This window comes from Pseudomonas cedrina subsp. cedrina (assembly GCF_001983175.1).
Lineage (GTDB): Bacteria > Pseudomonadota > Gammaproteobacteria > Pseudomonadales > Pseudomonadaceae > Aquipseudomonas > Aquipseudomonas cedrina.
Genome location: NZ_MNPW01000014.1, coordinates 181,136 through 196,997 on the forward strand (window position 1 = coordinate 181,136; position 15,862 = coordinate 196,997).

Below are 15,862 nucleotides of genomic sequence, written 5' to 3' on the forward strand. Positions count from 1 at the left end.
CACTTATTGCTAAACGTTGCATGTTTAGCTTGAACCGCAAACACGCTCCATACGCCAGAAACAGTCTTCTTCACCGACGATACTGAGCCCCCTGCGCTGATAGAGCCTGCGCGCGGGGTTGGTCTTGAATACCGTCAAACGCAACAGGCCCAACGCCTGCGCCTTGAGCGCCATCTGCTCCAATACCCAACTGCCCGCACCGCGCCCACGAAACGCCTCGAGCAAGTGCAACTCGCGAATATAGAGCGCCCGGCTGTCGCGACTGAGGCTGACAAACCCCATCACGGCGTCGCCGTCGCAGATCAGCCAGTTCTCCCGGCCAGCCCAGGCGACGTCGAAGCCAGCGCTGGACCACACTAAGTCGTATTGCCGGTAGTAGCGACTCATCGACTCGAAGGTCAGGGTTCGTGCAAATGGGAGGTCCTGGTCGGTGGCCGCGCGCAAGTGAAACGCCATTTAGACAACCACCACCTGGCCAGCCCACACCCCGTCATCGCGATGAGCAATCACCAATGCATCACCTACCCCAGGCGCAGCGGCAAGCAAGTTGCCATCAGCGGCCCAGATAGCGCTACGCCCCGCGCAAACATAGCCACCGGATGGGCCACCATGGTTGGCCATCAACACCAGCAGGCCGTGCTCGGCTGCATAGCCCTGGAGCAGCGCGCTGTCCGTTGGGTAGCCGCCTTCGCTGATCAGCGCGCCGACGGCATAGACAGTGGCGCCCGCCTTTACCGCCAGGCGCGGATGGCTGGCGTGGGAAAAATCCGCGCACACGGCCAAAGCAATGGTGTCACTGGCCCACTCAAGGGGCGCGCCGCCCTGCCCTGGGACAAACGCAACCTCTTCGCCTGGGTGCAAATGCAGCTTGGTGTAGACCGCCAGGGAGCCATCCGCCCCCAGTACCAATGCGCCAATCGACACGCCGGCCTCGGGTGCCTGGCGGAGCGGCATTCCCACCACCGCCGTCAGCCCCAGTTCACGGGCCATTTCACGCAGGGGGGCCAGGACAGGGTCATCCGGCGCAATCGCCAAACCGGCAGCCAATGACGGCTCATACCCCGTCAGCGACAGCTCCGGGAACACCAGCAATTGCACACCGTGCTCGGCTGCCGCCTGCATAAAAATCAGATGCCGCTCAATATTGGCGGGCAAGTCGCCCGCGATGGAGATGGATTGAGCAGCAGCAAGGGTGAAAGTCGTCATGGTCGCGTCCAAGCAATCATCATCAAGGGTTGCAAGCATATCTCGCCCCATAGCGCTGAGTACCCGTGTGCAATAGAAATTAATGATTGAGTCCGCCCGCATGCCTCTAGTAAGCTCCCCCCATCTTTCGGAGACATGCCATGTTGCAACTCACCCACACTCAGGTTTGCCCTGCTGCCAGCGCCCCGCGCTCGGTATCGGCTAGCCGCGTGAACGGTTCGAGCGCAACTGCCAGCTTTTATTTTGGGTATTGGTTTAGCCACTGGCGCGCCTGATACCTGAAATCGGCGCCCACTGTTCAAGGGGTCGCCTGCCAGAGAAATCTAACCCCCGGTCGGCTCCCCGACCGGGGGTTTTGTTTTTTAAGGCCCTCATCTTTTTGCAAGACCACTTAAAGGACATACGACATGAATTACGCCACCTATTACCGCTACGACATGTGCACCGCATGGCGATTTAGCCAGCTCCGCTCGGGACAGCCTGCCGCCTCCGATCGGTCACCTATTGGTGGCAAGCCAACACACGTAGCCAACCCGGCCAATTGTCGAACACCCCAGTAGGGCCAGGCGCGCGGGACCGACCCGCCGCTTGCCCAGGAAGCCTTGAATATGAACTCCGCCACCGCCGCTCTGCCGATCCGCACCCTGACCAGCGCCAATGAAGCCCTGACCCAGCGCCTGCCCAGTGCCCTTGAGCTCAAGCATCAGTTGCCCCTCAGCCCGTTCCTCAACGAACAAGTCCATGCCCATCGCCAAGCCGTGCGTGCCATCCTCAATGGCGAAGATTCGCGTTTGCTGGTGATCGTCGGACCGTGCTCGATCCACGACCCGGAATCGGCCATGGAATACGCGCGCAACCTGAAGAAGCTCGCGCTTGAAGTCAGTGACCAGATGCTCCTGGTGATCCGTGCCTATGTCGAAAAACCGCGCACCACCATCGGCTGGAAAGGCCTGGCCTACGACCCGCGACTGGATGGCAGCGACGACATGGCGGCCGGCCTCACCCTGTCCCGTGAGCTGATGCGCGAAATGCTGCGCCTGGGCCTGCCGGTCGCCACTGAGCTGCTGCAACCCATGGCCGCCGGCTACTTCGATGACTTGCTCAGCTGGGTTGCGATTGGTGCGCGCACTACCGAATCGCAAATTCACCGCGAAATGGCCAGCGGCCTGGGCGTGCCCGTGGGTTTCAAGAACGGCACCGATGGCGGCGTGGCCATTGCCTGTGACGCGATGCGTTCGGCCGCCCACCCGCATCGCCACTTCGGCGTCGACAGCCAGGGCCACCCGGCGATCATCCAGACCCCGGGCAACCCGGACACCCATCTGGTGCTGCGCGGCGGTCACCGTGGGCCGAACTACGACGCGCCACACGTGGCGCAGGTCAAGCACGACCTGGCCAAGTCCAAGGTAGCAGCGCGCATCATGGTTGATTGCAGCCATGCCAACAGTGGCAAGGACCCGCTGCGTCAACCGGCGGTGTTCAACGAGGTATTGGAGCAACGGCTACAGGGTGACGTGGCGCTGATAGGCATGATGCTCGAAAGTCATCTGTTCGAAGGCTGCCAACCGTTGAGCGCATCCATGAAGTACGGCGTGTCGGTGACCGATGGTTGCCTGGGTTGGAACGCCACCGAACAATTGTTGCGCAGTGCGGCTGAGCGCTTGCGGGAACAGCACAAACCAACTGACTGATGAAGATCAGAATGTGGAAGCGGGCTGGCTCGCGAATGCGGTGTATCAGTGACAGATGTACTGACTGACCCACCGCTTTCGCGAGCAAGCCCGCTCCCACATTTTAACCTCTGCACCCGAAGATTCGTGACCTGCGGTAAAGAGTCCTTTTCGGATTCGACGGTTTTTCCGAAGGAACGACGGGCGGATACTCGACTCCATTGCTCACACCCCTTCAGGAGTTACTGATGTCTACCCCAACGCAAAACGTTCCGGCCTTCGGCCTTGGCACCTTCCGTCTGCAAGGCCAGGTGGTGATCGATTCCGTCAGCACCGGCCTGGAACTGGGCTATCGCGCCATCGATACCGCGCAGATCTACGAGAACGAAGCCGAGGTGGGCCAAGCGATTGCAGACAGCGGCATCCCGCGCGATGAGCTATTTATCACCAGCAAAATCTGGATCACCCATTTCGCCGAAGGCCAGTTGATTCCCAGCCTGCGCGAAAGCTTGCGCAAACTGAAAACCGACTACCTGGACCTGACCTTGATCCACTGGCCATCGCCGGAAGGCCAGGTGCCTGTCGCCGAATTCATGGGCCAACTGCTGGAAGCCAAGCGCCTGGGCCTGACCCGCCAGATCGGCATTTCCAATTTCACCGTCGACCTGATGAAGCAAGCGATCACTGCCGTTGGGGCCGAGAACATCGCCACCAACCAGATCGAACTGCACCCCTACCTGCAAAATCGCAAGGTAGTGGAGTTCGCCACCGCCAACGGTATCCAGATCACGTCCTACATGACACTGGCTTACGGCGAAGTGCTCAAAGACCCGGTAATCCAGCAGATCGCCGCGGGCCATCAGGCGACCCCGGCACAAGTGGCCCTGGCGTGGGCCATGCAGCTAGGTTATGCGGTCATCCCGTCGTCGACTAAACGCGCCAACCTGGAAAGCAACCTCAAGGCGCTGCAACTGACCTTGAGCGCTGCCGACATGCAGCAGCTTGCCGAGCTGGATCGCGGCCATCGCCTGACCAATCCAAAGGGTATCGCACCGAAGTGGGATTAAACCCCTGGCATGGGCGTGCGTGATAATTCCCGCAGCCAAGGCAGCACCCGCAGGCCGGTAGTGGCTGCGGGTGGGTCGATGATGTCCATGAAGTGTTCAAGGTTGACGTTGTCCGGCACGCCGGGCAGGCGCACCCGCACCCCCGGCATTGCGTCGGCGTGCGTGTCAGGATTCGGGCTCAGTTCCCGGTGATCGTAGATCAGCACATGATGCGCCTGGGGCTGCGGCCCGCAGGTGTGAACCGCAAGCGCCGCATTAATGATCAGCACGTCAAAAGGCTGTGCCGGGATGGCGGTGAGCAGTTGCACCTCTTCGAAGGTTTGCACCGGAACGATCCGGTAGTAACCCAACTGGTTGAGCATTTTTTCGATTTGCAGACGTTGCAGGTGCTGTTCATCGGCAATCAGGATGGTCAGTGCTTTGTTTGGCATGGCGAATCCCTGGGCAGGCATTACTCGTCGGTGAGCGCGGCCCATTTTCCAGACATACCCCGAAGACAAAATCAGGCTTGTTCCCGATCCATGTAGGAGTTCTCCCAAATCCGCTGAATGGCTACCCACATAGGTCAAGCCAGCTTGCTGTACTGGCTCAGGCTATGGCGCAAATCGTCGATCGCTGCGCATAGCGCCTCAACCGCAACCGCAACCGCCACTGCATCGCGGTCAGCGTTTTCACACACGCTTTCCAAGGCTTCGCAGCAGTTCACCAGCGCCTGGGCCCTGACCATGCGAGCCCCGCCTTTAACGCGATGAGCCAAGTCATGCAACGTGGCGAAATCCGCGTGTTGTCGCAGCGCCAGCAGCCGCGAGCGATCCTCTGCGAGACTACTGAGCAGAGGCACCAACAGCTCGTTGAGGGCGCTCGTGTCGCCGCCTGTCAACGAGGTCAGCGTGCTTAAATCACACACCGGTTCGCGCTCATCCCTTACGATTGCTACGGTGCGCGATGCCAACGCCGCGCGCAAATCATCAAGCCCGGTCGGCTTGAACAGACAACCGTCCATGCCCGCCTGCCGGCAGCGCTCGGTCTCCTCCGGCTGTGCGTTGGCGGTGAACCCCAAGATCAGGCACGGTGCCAGGCCACGCTGCCGCTCTTGGGCTCGGATATTACGTGCCAATGTGTAGCCATCCATGACCGGCATGTTACTGTCGGTGATCACGCCATCAAATTTCCCATCCAGCCACAGTGCATAGCCCTCGGCGCCATCTTCAGCAGTAACGATGTGGTGCCCCAGGAAGCCCAGCTGTCGAGAAAGCAGCAAGCGGTTTGCCGGGTAGTCATCCACCACCAGCAGGTTCAATGCCTGCGTCGGCGGGACAGGTTCGCCGGCTGAGGACGCCGATGCTGCTGGCGTAGTCAACGCCAGCGCCAAGGTCACGTCCACCCGGGTCCCCTTGCCCAGCACACTGCTCAAGTGCAGACGACCACCCATCATTTCGCACAGGTTGCGGCTGATCACCAATCCAAGGCCGGACCCAGTGCGCGCCGACTGGTCGTTATTGCTGCCCTGGATAAAAGGGTTGAACAAACGCTGCTGGTCTTCGGCACTGATGCCAACCCCCGTGTCCTCCACATACAGCTGCAGGTTCAAATGATCGTCGGCTATGGCCGGCCGGCACTGGGCACCCAAGCGCACCTGACCGCTCGCGGTAAACTTGATGGCATTGCCCAGCAAATTGGAAACCACTTGCTTGAAGCGCAAAGGGTCTATGAGCACCTGTCGGTCAGTCGTCGGGGCGAGCTCGACTTGCAATTGCAACCCCTTGTCCCGCGCCAACCCCTCGAACACGCGCGCTACGGAGGCCAACAACTCGTGAAGGTTGGCCGGCGCCAGGGTCAGGGACAAGTGGCCGGATTCTATCCGCGCGATGTCCAGGATATCGCCAATCAGCTCCAACAGGCTTCGGGACGCCATCGAGGCCACCTCCAGCGCGTCCTGATCAACCCGGCCCTGCTCGGCGTTTTTCTGGGCCAGTTCGATCATACCGATCACGGCATTCATGGGCGTGCGGATTTCATGACTCATCGTCGCCAGGAACGTGGTCTTGGCACGGTTGGCGGCGTCGGCCTCCTCCTTGGCCTCCTGTAGCTGGCCCAGCAGGCGCTGGCGTTCGCTGACATCCACCCAGCCGGCAATCATGCCCACGACTTTTCCGTGACTGTCGCGGTGTGGCAGCATCCATTGGTAGATGGTCAACACACCACCGCCGGGAACCTTGAGTACCCGATCCCGGATCTGCGGCTCGCCCAGCTCCATCACATTCAAGTAATCAGCATGGTACGACTGCGCCTGGGGCGGGTTGCCGGTGTCGGTTTGGACCACCGTCTTGCCAATCACGTCCTCCAGCTTGAAACCAAACACGTCAAGGTAAGCGTTGTTGCAAGCCATTAACCTGCCCTGGCGATCACGCACGTAAATCGGGTGCGGCGTGCCGTCGATCAGCTCGCTCATAAACCGCATCTGGTCGCTCAAGGCGCGTTCTGCCTGGGCGCGCCTGCGAATCAGGTTGCGCAGGTAAAGCACCCAGCCCAGGGTAATCAGCAACAGCAGCGCGGCCAGGCCAAATCCCTGGATGATCACGCTGCGATGACTGATCCAGTAGCTGTCTTCGATAATAATCTCACTGCGCCAACGGTTGGTCAGTTCGTCCATTTCTTCAGGCGTGATACTTAACAGCGCCTTTTCGAGGATCGAATACAGCTCCAGCTGGCTGCGGTTGACGCCAAAAGCAATCCGCGCCGGTTCCGTACCGACCGTGCTGGTGATACGCAAGCGATCTCTGAAATGGCGCGCAATCATGTAGCGTGCACTGATCAGCGAAATAACGGTTGCATCGGCACCGCCCTTGGCGACCAGGTCCAGGGCCTGCTCCGGATTCTCGACGTTAAAACAGTCGATGCCTGGATAGTCCCGGGCAATTTGCGTGGCGAGGCTGTTGCCGCCGATAAATGCCAGGCGTTTGCCGGGCATGTCCTCCAGCGTCACCAGGCTTTCGTCACCGGCGCGCGCCACCAGCACATAGGGATTGGACAGGTAGGGCCGAGTAAAACGCAGCTTTTCAGAGCGTTCAACGCTGGGCGTGATCACTGCCAGTATGTCCACTGCTCCGTTGCTGACGTCATCAATCTGCCGAGGCAACGAACTGCCTTGCAGCACTTCGAATTTCAAGCCCGTGCGCAGGCTGACCCGCGACAGGACCTCCTCGCTCAACCCCACGAACTGCCCCTGCTCGTTGAAAAATGACAGGGGCACGAACTTGTCGAGCGCCGCCACTTTCACCAGGGGATGTTTCTCCAGCCAGCGCCGCTCATTCTCACTCAGGCGCAACCGGTCGGCGGCCAGGAAACCGCTGTCGCCGGCACTCCAGCGGCGCAGGATCTCCATCTGCTGGCCGGCCGGGATAACGGCCAGCGCGGCATTGATGATGTTCAGCAGGCGAATATTGTCCTCGGTGAAGGCAAACCCGAACGGGTTGACTTCCAGCGCGGAAAAGTCTGCCATGCGGACATTATTGAGATGATTCTTGTTGATCAGGTAGCGGGTACTGATGGCATCGCCCAGAAACACATCGGCCTGGCCGAACGCCACGGCGCCAATGGCTTGGTGGGTCGAGCCATACAGCAGCAGTTGCGCCTTCGGGTAAAAGGCCTGGACCGCATCCGGCTGCATATAGTGATAGAGCATCGCAACCCGCTTGCCGGCCAGGTCGGCGCTCAATGAATGGCTATCACCCGCGCGGGTCACCAACACCGGTTGATCGTTGGCATAGGAGCGCGACAGTACCAGGTCCTTATCGGCCGCCTCATAGCCATTGGCCGAGCCGACCAGATCCACCTCGCCCCGCTTGAGTGCTTCGATCACTTCATCGCGGGTGTCGTAGCGTCGAACCTCGATAGGGATGTTTAAGATAAGGCTGATCAGCCACGCATAGTCAGCGGTGATCCCTTCAAAATCGTTGTCGTTGCTCAGGTCGAAAGGCGCGTAGTCCGGCGCCGACACGCCCATCAGCAATACGCGTCGCTCGCGCAGCCAGCGCCAGTCACTTTCATCAAGCTCCAGGCGCGGGTTTTCAAGGGTGGAGTGGCCGAAGAGCCGCAGGGGATGTGGCTCATCCAGGGCCATCGCTGCACCGGACAGCAGCCCCGTCAGCAGGATGACCGTGGATATCAACAGCCGCAGGGTGTTCATTTCAGATCAGGTGATTGCGCTGAGCGAACTTGGACAGGTGCACCACCGAGGACATACGCAATTTCTCTTTGAGTCGTGTCTTGTAGGTGCTGATGGTCTTGTGGCTCAGCAACATGTCTTCGGCGATGTCCTTGTTGCCCAGGCCCAGCGCCAGCTTTTGCAGCACCGTCAATTCGCGGTCGGACAGCGCGTCCACCAGTTCCTGTTCGGTCGTCTGCAAATCGTCACGGCGTACTGAACTGGTGGCCACACTGGGGAAGCAACTATAGCCCGACCTGATCGCCCTGATCGCCTTTTGCAGTTCATCGAGCTCACCCGTCTTGTTGACAAAGCCCATGGCCCCCGCACGCATGCAACGCGTGGAGAAGAACACCGCCAGGTACGAAGTCAGCACCAGGATCTTGCAAGGCAGTTCCAGCGCCTTGATCCGGCTGATCACTTCAAGCCCGCCGAGCTTGGGCATTGCCAGGTCCAGGATGACCAGATCCGGACGTTCCTCTCGCGCAAGCTGCATGGCGTCTGCGCCGTTGCCCGCTTCAAGAATTTCATTGAAGCCTTCCTGCTTGAGCAGGTACTTCACGGTGGCGCGTATAAAAGGGTGATCGTCAACAATTAACGCTTTGCTCATAAGACTCCCCGAGGGATCAGTACGCTTACATATCACACGGGACCTATCTACCTGTGAGAAGTAACAGTTCCGACAAACGGTGCTGATTACTCTGCATGGCACTTCAGGCAGTACAGACCCCTCCTTTTGATAAAGCACGGTAAACACGTAGAGCTACGCCCTTGTTCCTGAGGCGCAAGCGCGAAACCTTAACAATGGTTTGCCTTATTAAATGAAGGGATAGTCTCGATTGTTTGTAGGACTTTTCCTCGTAAAAGCATAGTCGGCTTTGCGTCGACGAAAGCCCGACAGCCTAGACTGGCGGGCCCCCGGTTATTGCCAGCCAAACTTACGGATGTAGTAACCCTTCACCGCCTGGGTCAAGCCCATATAGGCCAGCAGGATCACCGGCAGGAACACGAAGTACAGCGATGGCAGCGCCTGCAACTTGAAGTAGTGCGCCAGCGGCCCCATCGGCAGGAAAATCCCCACCGCCATAATCACTCCGGTCATCACCATCAACGGCATTGCCGCACGGCTTTGCAGGAAGGGGATTTTCGGCGTGCGGATCATGTGCACGATCAGCGTCTGGGTCAGCAGCCCCACCACGAACCAGCCGGACTGGAACAAGGTCTGGTGGTCGGGCGTGTTGGCATCGAAGACGTACCACATGAGCAAAAACGTGGTGATGTCGAAGATCGAACTGATCGGCCCGAAAAACAGCATGAAACGTCCTACATCCCCCGGTTGCCAGCGTTGGGGCTTGCTGAGCATTTCGGCATCGACGTTATCGAACGGGATCGCAATCTGTGAAATGTCGTACAGCAGGTTCTGCACCAGCAGATGCATCGGCAGCATCGGCAGGAACGGGATAAACGCACTGGCCACCAGTACCGAGAACACATTGCCGAAGTTGGAGCTGGCGGTCATCTTGATGTACTTGAGCATATTGGCGAAGGTACGTCGGCCTTCCAGCACGCCCTCCTCCAGGATCATCAGGCTCTTTTCCAACAGGATGATGTCAGCGGCCTCCTTGGCGATATCCACCGCACTGTCCACCGAAATGCCGATATCCGCCGTACGCAGCGCCGGCGCGTCGTTGATGCCATCACCCATAAAGCCCACCACGTGCCCGTTGGCCTTGAGCAGCCGCACGATGCGTTCCTTGTGGGACGGCGTCAGCCTGGCAAACACATTGGTGGTCTCCACGGCCTTGGCCAGCTCGGCGTCGGTCATGTCTTCTATATCGTTGCCCATCAGCAGGCCCTGTTGCTCGAGGCCCACTTCACGGCAGATCTTTGCGGTGACCAGTTCGTTGTCGCCGGTCAGCACTTTTACCGCGACACCGTGGGCTTTGAGGGCCTTGAGGGCCGGCGCGGTGCTTTCCTTCGGCGGGTCGAGGAAGGCCACGTAGCCGATCAACGTGAGGTTTTTCTCATCCGCCAGGCTGTAGGTGTCGCGTCCCGGTGCCATCGGTTGCGCGGCCACGGCAACCACGCGCAGGCCTTCTTCGTTGAAGGCGGCGGTGACCTGGCGAATGCGCGTCAACAGGTCGTCGCTCAGCGCTTCATTGACGTCGCCATGACGCACGTTGTTGCACACCGCCAGGACTTCCTCCACGGCCCCCTTGCAGATCAGCAGGTGCGGCTGCCCCTGCTCGGCCACCACCACCGACATGCGGCGGCGATTGAAGTCGAACGGGATCTCATCGACCTTGTGAAACGCCGTGCCGACCTTCAGCTCGCGATGCACCTCCACGTGCTCCAGCACCGCCACATCCAGCAAGTTTTTCAGGCCGGTCTGGTAGTAACTGTTGAGGTAGGCCATTTCCAGTACATCGTCGGACTCTGCGCCCCACACGTCCACATGGCGTGCCAGGAAAATCCGGTCCTGGGTCAGCGTGCCGGTCTTGTCGGTGCAGAGCACATCCATGGCGCCGAAGTTCTGGATCGCATCCAGGCGCTTGACGATAACTTTTTTGCGCGAGAGAAACACGGCGCCCTTGGCCAGGGTGGACGTGACGATCATCGGCAGCATTTCCGGGGTCAGGCCCACGGCAATCGACAGCGCGAACAGCAGGGCCTCGGTCCAGTCGCCCTTGGTGAAACCGTTGATAAACAGCACCAACGGCGCCATCACGAACATGAAGCGGATCAGCAACCAACTGACCTTGTTGACGCCCTGCTGGAACGAGGTGGTCGCGCGGTCGGTAGCCGTGACGCGTTGTGCCAACGCGCCGAAGTAGGTGCTATTGCCGGTGGTCAGGATCACCGCCGTCGCCGCGCCGGACACCACGTTGGTGCCCATGAACAGGATGTTTTCCAGGTCCAGCGGGTTGCGGGTCTTGGCGTCCTGTTGCTCGGCGAACTTCTCCACGGGCATCGATTCCCCGGTCATCGCCGCCTGGCTCACGAACAAGTCCTTGGCACTGAGCACGCGGCAATCGGCGGGGATCATATCCCCAGCCGACAGCACGATGAGGTCGCCCGGCACCAGTTGCTTGATCGGCAATTCGACGCGTTTGGCTTCGTCCCGGCGCAGCACCGTGGCGGTATTGCTCACCATTGCCTTGAGGGCATCGGCGGCCTTGTTGGACTTGGCCTCCTGCCAGAAACGCAGCAACGTCGACAGCACCACCATGGAGAAAATCACCGTGGCGGCCTTCATGTCTTCGGTCAGCCAGGAGATCACCGCCAGCAGGGTCAGCAGCAGGTTGAACGGGTTTTTGTAGCAGTGCCAGAGGTGCACCCACCAAGGCAGCGGCTGCTCGTGCTCGACTTCGTTGAGGCCGTACTGCACGCGCAGTGCGTCGGCTTCCTGGGTGTTCAAACCCTCGCAATGGCTGCCCAGCGTACCGAGCAATTGCACGGCACTGGTGTTGGCCGCAGCGACCAGGGTTTGTGCCAGGGTCGGCGGGACTTCGCGGCTGACGCTGGCGTCGGTCACGGTTTCAAGCATCGCCAGGCGGCGGAAATGCCGGGCGATGTGCCGGGTCCGCAGGAAGCCGGCAAAGAACTCTTTCAGGACAGTGAGGTTCATGGTGTTACTCCTGCGCGAGGAAACCGTCGTGCAGGTACGGCCGTCTGCACCGCGCCCGTTTCATAGGCACAGTCAGCTTGGCCCGCCTGCCGCAAAGGGCAGGCGCGTCCGTAGCATCCCGAGGTCAGTCAGGTGCTGGTCAGCGTCGATGAGAGGGATTCGGGGCAACGGCCAGGACTGGCCGCTGCCGGGATGCCGCTTCTCGCTTTTTATTGGCGAGACAACGGCATCGAAAGCATGCGCGTTACCTTGCCAAGTCCGTGCCGGTTACCAGAACCGGCCGACTACTGTCACTCGAACAAGTACCCACTGAGGGTCTCCGCAATTGATGAAAACGCGCGAAGCTTACGCCCCGACCAAACCGTAGGAAAGTGCTCGCATGGGGAATAAGAGGATTCTTCAGGATGGGTTCAGGAAGCGCTTATTGGAACCCTTGTGGGAGCTGGCTTGCCTGCGATGGCATCAACTCGGTGTACCTGATGTACCGAGCTGTCTGCATCGCAGGCAAGCCAGCTCCCACAGGGGACGATGTACATTCGTGACTATGCGGTTGCAGGTCGATCCCGTTCAACCAACGCCAAGTACTCATCAACCCGGCCACCCGCCAGCGCCTTCACCTGAATCGACACCCTGTTCGCCTGCCGCCCCATCGTGACGCCCTCACGGGTACGCACCTGCACATACCCAAGCCTTGGCCAAAAGCGTTCGGCCCTGGTATTGCCGATGACCACCGTCAACCGAAACCATTGAGCGCCGTTGCGCACAGCCCACACCTCAAGGCCCGCATGCAGCCGTTGCGCCAGCCCGGAGCCATGCAGACCCGCATCCACCAGCAACAGCCCGATATACCAGACGCCGACGGCCAACAAATCCGCCGCAATGTTCACCACCGCGACCAACCGCCCTTCTGCATCGCGATACCCCAGCCAATACTTCCGGCGGCAGGTCCACCCGGCGGGCAGTTGCTCGTGCAGTTCTTCGTGCGCTTGCGTCGGCGTGGCCGGCTCGCCATTGACCGCGATGAAATAACCCGGCGCCCGCTCAAAAAACCGCTGCAGCTCGGCCTCATCGCCGGAGGCCAGCTCAACCACCTGAATGCCCGCCACGGAGCACCCCGGCAACACGTGTGAATCAACGTCCATGTCTACCTGCCTTCAATCGTCCCGCGTCAGCACTTCCAGCAACTCAATCTCGAAGCGCAAATTGCTGTTGGGCTTGATATGCACGCCCATCGACCGCTCTCCATAGGCCAGGTGCGCCGGCACGAACAGGCTGCGCACCCCGCCGACCTGCATGCCCATCAGGCCTTGGTCCCAGCCCTTGATCACCCGGCCGGTGCCAATCACGCACTGAAACGGCTTGCCGCGTTCCCAGGAAGAATCGAACACCGTGCCGTCTTCCAGGGTGCCAGTGTATTGGGTGGTGATCAGCGCACCCTTGACCACGGTTTTGCCGGTGCCGGGACGGATGTCGGTTATTTGGAGTTCGTTGTTGCTCATGAGGATTCTCATTGGATAACTGTGGTTTGCCCGTATCGTCTTACGCAGAAAGCTCGCGCAACGCTGCTGTCGCCAGGAAACCAGACCTCGATGCGTAGCGATGGTCCTTTTGCACACGCTCATCAATGCGCTGCAGCAGGTGCTCCGGCAACGAAGCATTGAACCGCACAGACTTGCCCAGGTAGGGCGTGAGATCAAAGTCGACTATCGCCCAAACACCGCCGGTGAAATCCGGATTACCCAAATGGGCGTCAATTTCCAACGCCTGAGGAAGCTGTTCCTGATCGGCCACCAGCCCCTCGAGGTGCAGCGCCAGCGCCTCTCGAACATTGTCCAGCGCTTCGGAAAAAGACCCACCTGCCGAGAAACACCCCGGTACATCGGGGACTGTCACGCTGTAATCCGAGTCAGCGTCTTTGTGTACTACCACTGGAAATTTCATTGCTCCTCCTCTGGACGAGTCTCTTCCAAGTTCGTCCAATTCACTCACCAAGATCATTGCTTGAGACCCGCCGACTTGAAAATACTGTGCAAAGTACCCTTGGCAATCTCTGACTTGGGATGAGGGACAGTAACCCTCCCTCGCTTCACAGCATGCTTGAATTGGTGATGACTACCCTTCACTGCCACCTCAAACCAACCATCCGCAACCAGCAGGTCAATCACCTCTCGACTTCTCATCACTCACCCTCGGATGTGTATATTACACACCGCCAGATAGCAATGTGTTTTTGTACACACAAGACACACTAATGAAAAAGCCCTCTTGAACCACCAGCGGGCTTGTGTGAGGTGATGATGACGATGTGTAAAACCTTTGCGCCAGCGTACTAATGTCAGTTTTTGTGCCGTGGCCTTGGTGCGCAATCAAAGGCAAATCACCGACATTTCGCTTTAACTTGCAGGACGTTTCCGAGAGAATCCCAACCGCTTGCGCCGCTCGAATCGCGTGGCTAGTCTTCGTCGGTCACTGCCAATTCAGTGACCGGGTTTAGCAGCCCGCCGATGTGACTAGGCGCAAAGCGCCACCTTTTGCAGGGCGCTTTTTTTCGGCCCGCGCTTCATGGTGGCCGTGCGCAGGGCACCCTCGGGTGCACCGGGTTCCTAGTCACCGGTCTGCTAACCTGCGCGTGGCCGCCACCCTTCATCGTTTAGCAGCGATCGTGGCGGCTCCTTACTGACTAGAGGAGCTTCAAGATGGACAACCTTGTCCCCGCACCACCCGCTTCAGAACCGCACTTCTTCACCACCACCCCAGACCTCAGCTTCGAAGACGCCCTGGCCCACGCCAGTTGCGTGTTGCGCTGCGCGGCCGTCGCCGCACAGACCGCGGGGGATCAATTGGACGGTACTGCACGCACGCTGGTGCTTTCGGTCATGCATCTGGTGGACATGGCCAGTGTGATGGTGGACCGGTCGCTGGAGTGCATGCAGCCGAGCTGAGCAAGTCGCGGCAAGAGGCCTGGGCTTCTTGCCGCGAATAAACGCTCGCGCTTGGCAGCCGCCTACTGACAACCCAATCGGAAGCACCTGATTTACGCCCTGCCGCCCTATCGTCTCTTATGGAGAGCATTCCCCATGAGAGCCCCTGCAATGAACCAAGCTACCAGCCCTGTCCGTGTTTCTGTCGTGCAGTTTGATCCCCAAGTCGGAACGCAGCACCGCACCGCCAACCTGCGGCGCAGCCTTGAGCTGGCCACGGAAGCTGCGAACGGCGGCGCCCATCTGATCGTGCTACCGGAACTTTCAAACTGCGGGTATTTCTTCGCCAACCGCCAAGATGCCTTTGAGCATGCCGAAGTCGTTCCTGAGGGGCGAAGCATGCAGGCATGGATCGATTTCGCTTCCCGGCACCAGGTATATCTGGCAGCGGGCCTGAGCGAAATCGACGGTGTGCAACTATTCAACACCAGCGTGCTGATAGGCCCGGACGGGTTTATCGGCAAGTACCGCAAAGCTCATCTTTGGAATCTGGAAAAATTGTGGTTCACGCCCGGAAACACAGGTTTCCCAGTCTTTGACACCCCCATCGGGCGTATCGGCATGCTGATCTGCTGGGACATCTGGTTTCCCGAAGTACCGCGCATTCTCAGCCAGCAAGGCGCCGATATCATTTGCAGCCTGAACAACTGGGTATGGACCCCGCCCCCTTTGTTCGATGAGTCCGGAAGGTGCATGGCGTCCTACCTGACGATGACGGCGGCACACGTCAATAACGTGTTTATTGCTGCCGCCAGCCGAATCGGTGAGGAGCGCGATGCACGCTACCTGGGGTGTTCGCTGATTGCCGGCACCAATGGCTGGCCCATCGGCCAGGTAGCGTCGGCCGATCGCCAGGAAGTTTTGTTCGCCGATATCAACCTCAGTACGGCGCGTAGCGCGCCGATCTGGAACAACCTCAACGATCTGCAAAGGGATCGACGCATTGATCTTTACGACCAGATGCTTGGGTACGACCGGCATCCGGCGTTTCCGCGCTAAGCGAAGATGGCGCGCCGAGATGCACCCCACCCCCCAGTGCATTCGCACCCCCATCCCGCGCAATTTCTCTGCACTATCCTGAAGCACAAATGTCGTAACTTTCA

Annotated in this window: 14 protein-coding genes; 4 read left to right on the forward strand and 10 right to left on the reverse strand. The window is 59.7% G+C overall.

The window, feature by feature from the left end:
* Positions 1-24: 24 nt before the first annotated feature.
* On the reverse strand, positions 25-456 hold the full coding sequence (locus BLL36_RS25795; RefSeq protein WP_076954423.1) for a GNAT family N-acetyltransferase: 432 nt from the start codon (positions 454-456) through the stop codon (positions 25-27).
* Positions 457-1,206: a carbon-nitrogen hydrolase family protein gene (locus BLL36_RS25800; RefSeq protein ID WP_076954447.1), complete on the reverse strand. Its 750-nt coding sequence runs from the start codon at positions 1,204-1,206 to the stop codon at positions 457-459.
* 608 nt (positions 1,207-1,814) lie between these two features.
* Here BLL36_RS25800 and BLL36_RS25805 point away from each other — a divergent pair.
* Positions 1,815-2,897: a 3-deoxy-7-phosphoheptulonate synthase gene (locus BLL36_RS25805; protein ID WP_076954424.1), complete on the forward strand. Its 1,083-nt coding sequence runs from the start codon at positions 1,815-1,817 to the stop codon at positions 2,895-2,897.
* 227 nt (positions 2,898-3,124) lie between these two features.
* Positions 3,125-3,943, forward strand: a complete 819-nt coding sequence (dkgB, locus tag BLL36_RS25810) for a 2,5-didehydrogluconate reductase DkgB (protein ID WP_076954425.1) — start codon at positions 3,125-3,127, stop codon at positions 3,941-3,943.
* Here the strand turns inward: dkgB and BLL36_RS25815 are convergent.
* From BLL36_RS25815 to BLL36_RS25850, 8 genes are all read right to left on the reverse strand, one after another.
* Entirely contained in the window at positions 3,940-4,374 is a 435-nt protein-coding gene (locus BLL36_RS25815) for an ANTAR domain-containing protein (RefSeq protein WP_076954426.1), read from the reverse strand. The two genes, dkgB and BLL36_RS25815, sit on opposite strands and share 4 nt — an antisense overlap.
* A gap of 134 nt (positions 4,375-4,508) precedes the next feature.
* A complete protein-coding gene (locus tag BLL36_RS25820) occupies positions 4,509-8,132 on the reverse strand; it encodes a transporter substrate-binding domain-containing protein (protein WP_076954427.1) in 3,624 nt (1,207 codons plus the stop codon).
* A gap of 1 nt (position 8,133) precedes the next feature.
* Positions 8,134-8,760 (reverse strand): response regulator transcription factor, encoded by a 627-nt coding sequence (locus BLL36_RS25825; protein WP_076954428.1) that lies wholly within the window; start codon positions 8,758-8,760, stop codon positions 8,134-8,136.
* A gap of 312 nt (positions 8,761-9,072) precedes the next feature.
* A complete protein-coding gene (gene mgtA / locus BLL36_RS25830; RefSeq protein WP_076954429.1) occupies positions 9,073-11,778 on the reverse strand; it encodes a magnesium-translocating P-type ATPase in 2,706 nt (901 codons plus the stop codon).
* A 542-nt stretch (positions 11,779-12,320) separates the two neighbouring features.
* A complete protein-coding gene (locus BLL36_RS25835) occupies positions 12,321-12,920 on the reverse strand; it encodes a GNAT family N-acetyltransferase (RefSeq protein ID WP_076954430.1) in 600 nt (199 codons plus the stop codon).
* A gap of 12 nt (positions 12,921-12,932) precedes the next feature.
* Positions 12,933-13,277 (reverse strand): FKBP-type peptidyl-prolyl cis-trans isomerase, encoded by a 345-nt coding sequence (locus tag BLL36_RS25840; RefSeq protein WP_076954431.1) that lies wholly within the window; start codon positions 13,275-13,277, stop codon positions 12,933-12,935.
* A 40-nt stretch (positions 13,278-13,317) separates the two neighbouring features.
* Positions 13,318-13,719: a type II toxin-antitoxin system HicB family antitoxin gene (locus BLL36_RS25845; protein ID WP_076954432.1), complete on the reverse strand. Its 402-nt coding sequence runs from the start codon at positions 13,717-13,719 to the stop codon at positions 13,318-13,320.
* Positions 13,720-13,772: 53 nt separating this feature from the next.
* Entirely contained in the window at positions 13,773-13,958 is a 186-nt protein-coding gene (locus BLL36_RS25850) for a type II toxin-antitoxin system HicA family toxin (protein WP_076954433.1), read from the reverse strand.
* Positions 13,959-14,474: 516 nt separating this feature from the next.
* Between BLL36_RS25850 and BLL36_RS25855 the strand changes: the two genes are divergently transcribed.
* Together BLL36_RS25855 and BLL36_RS25860 are read left to right on the forward strand one after the other, a co-directional pair.
* Positions 14,475-14,720 carry a DUF6124 family protein gene (locus BLL36_RS25855; protein WP_076954434.1) on the forward strand — a complete coding sequence of 82 codons (246 nt, stop codon included), beginning with the start codon at positions 14,475-14,477 and terminating at the stop codon, positions 14,718-14,720.
* 150 nt (positions 14,721-14,870) lie between these two features.
* Positions 14,871-15,758: a nitrilase family protein gene (locus BLL36_RS25860; protein ID WP_076954435.1), complete on the forward strand. Its 888-nt coding sequence runs from the start codon at positions 14,871-14,873 to the stop codon at positions 15,756-15,758.
* Positions 15,759-15,862 lie beyond the last annotated feature (104 nt).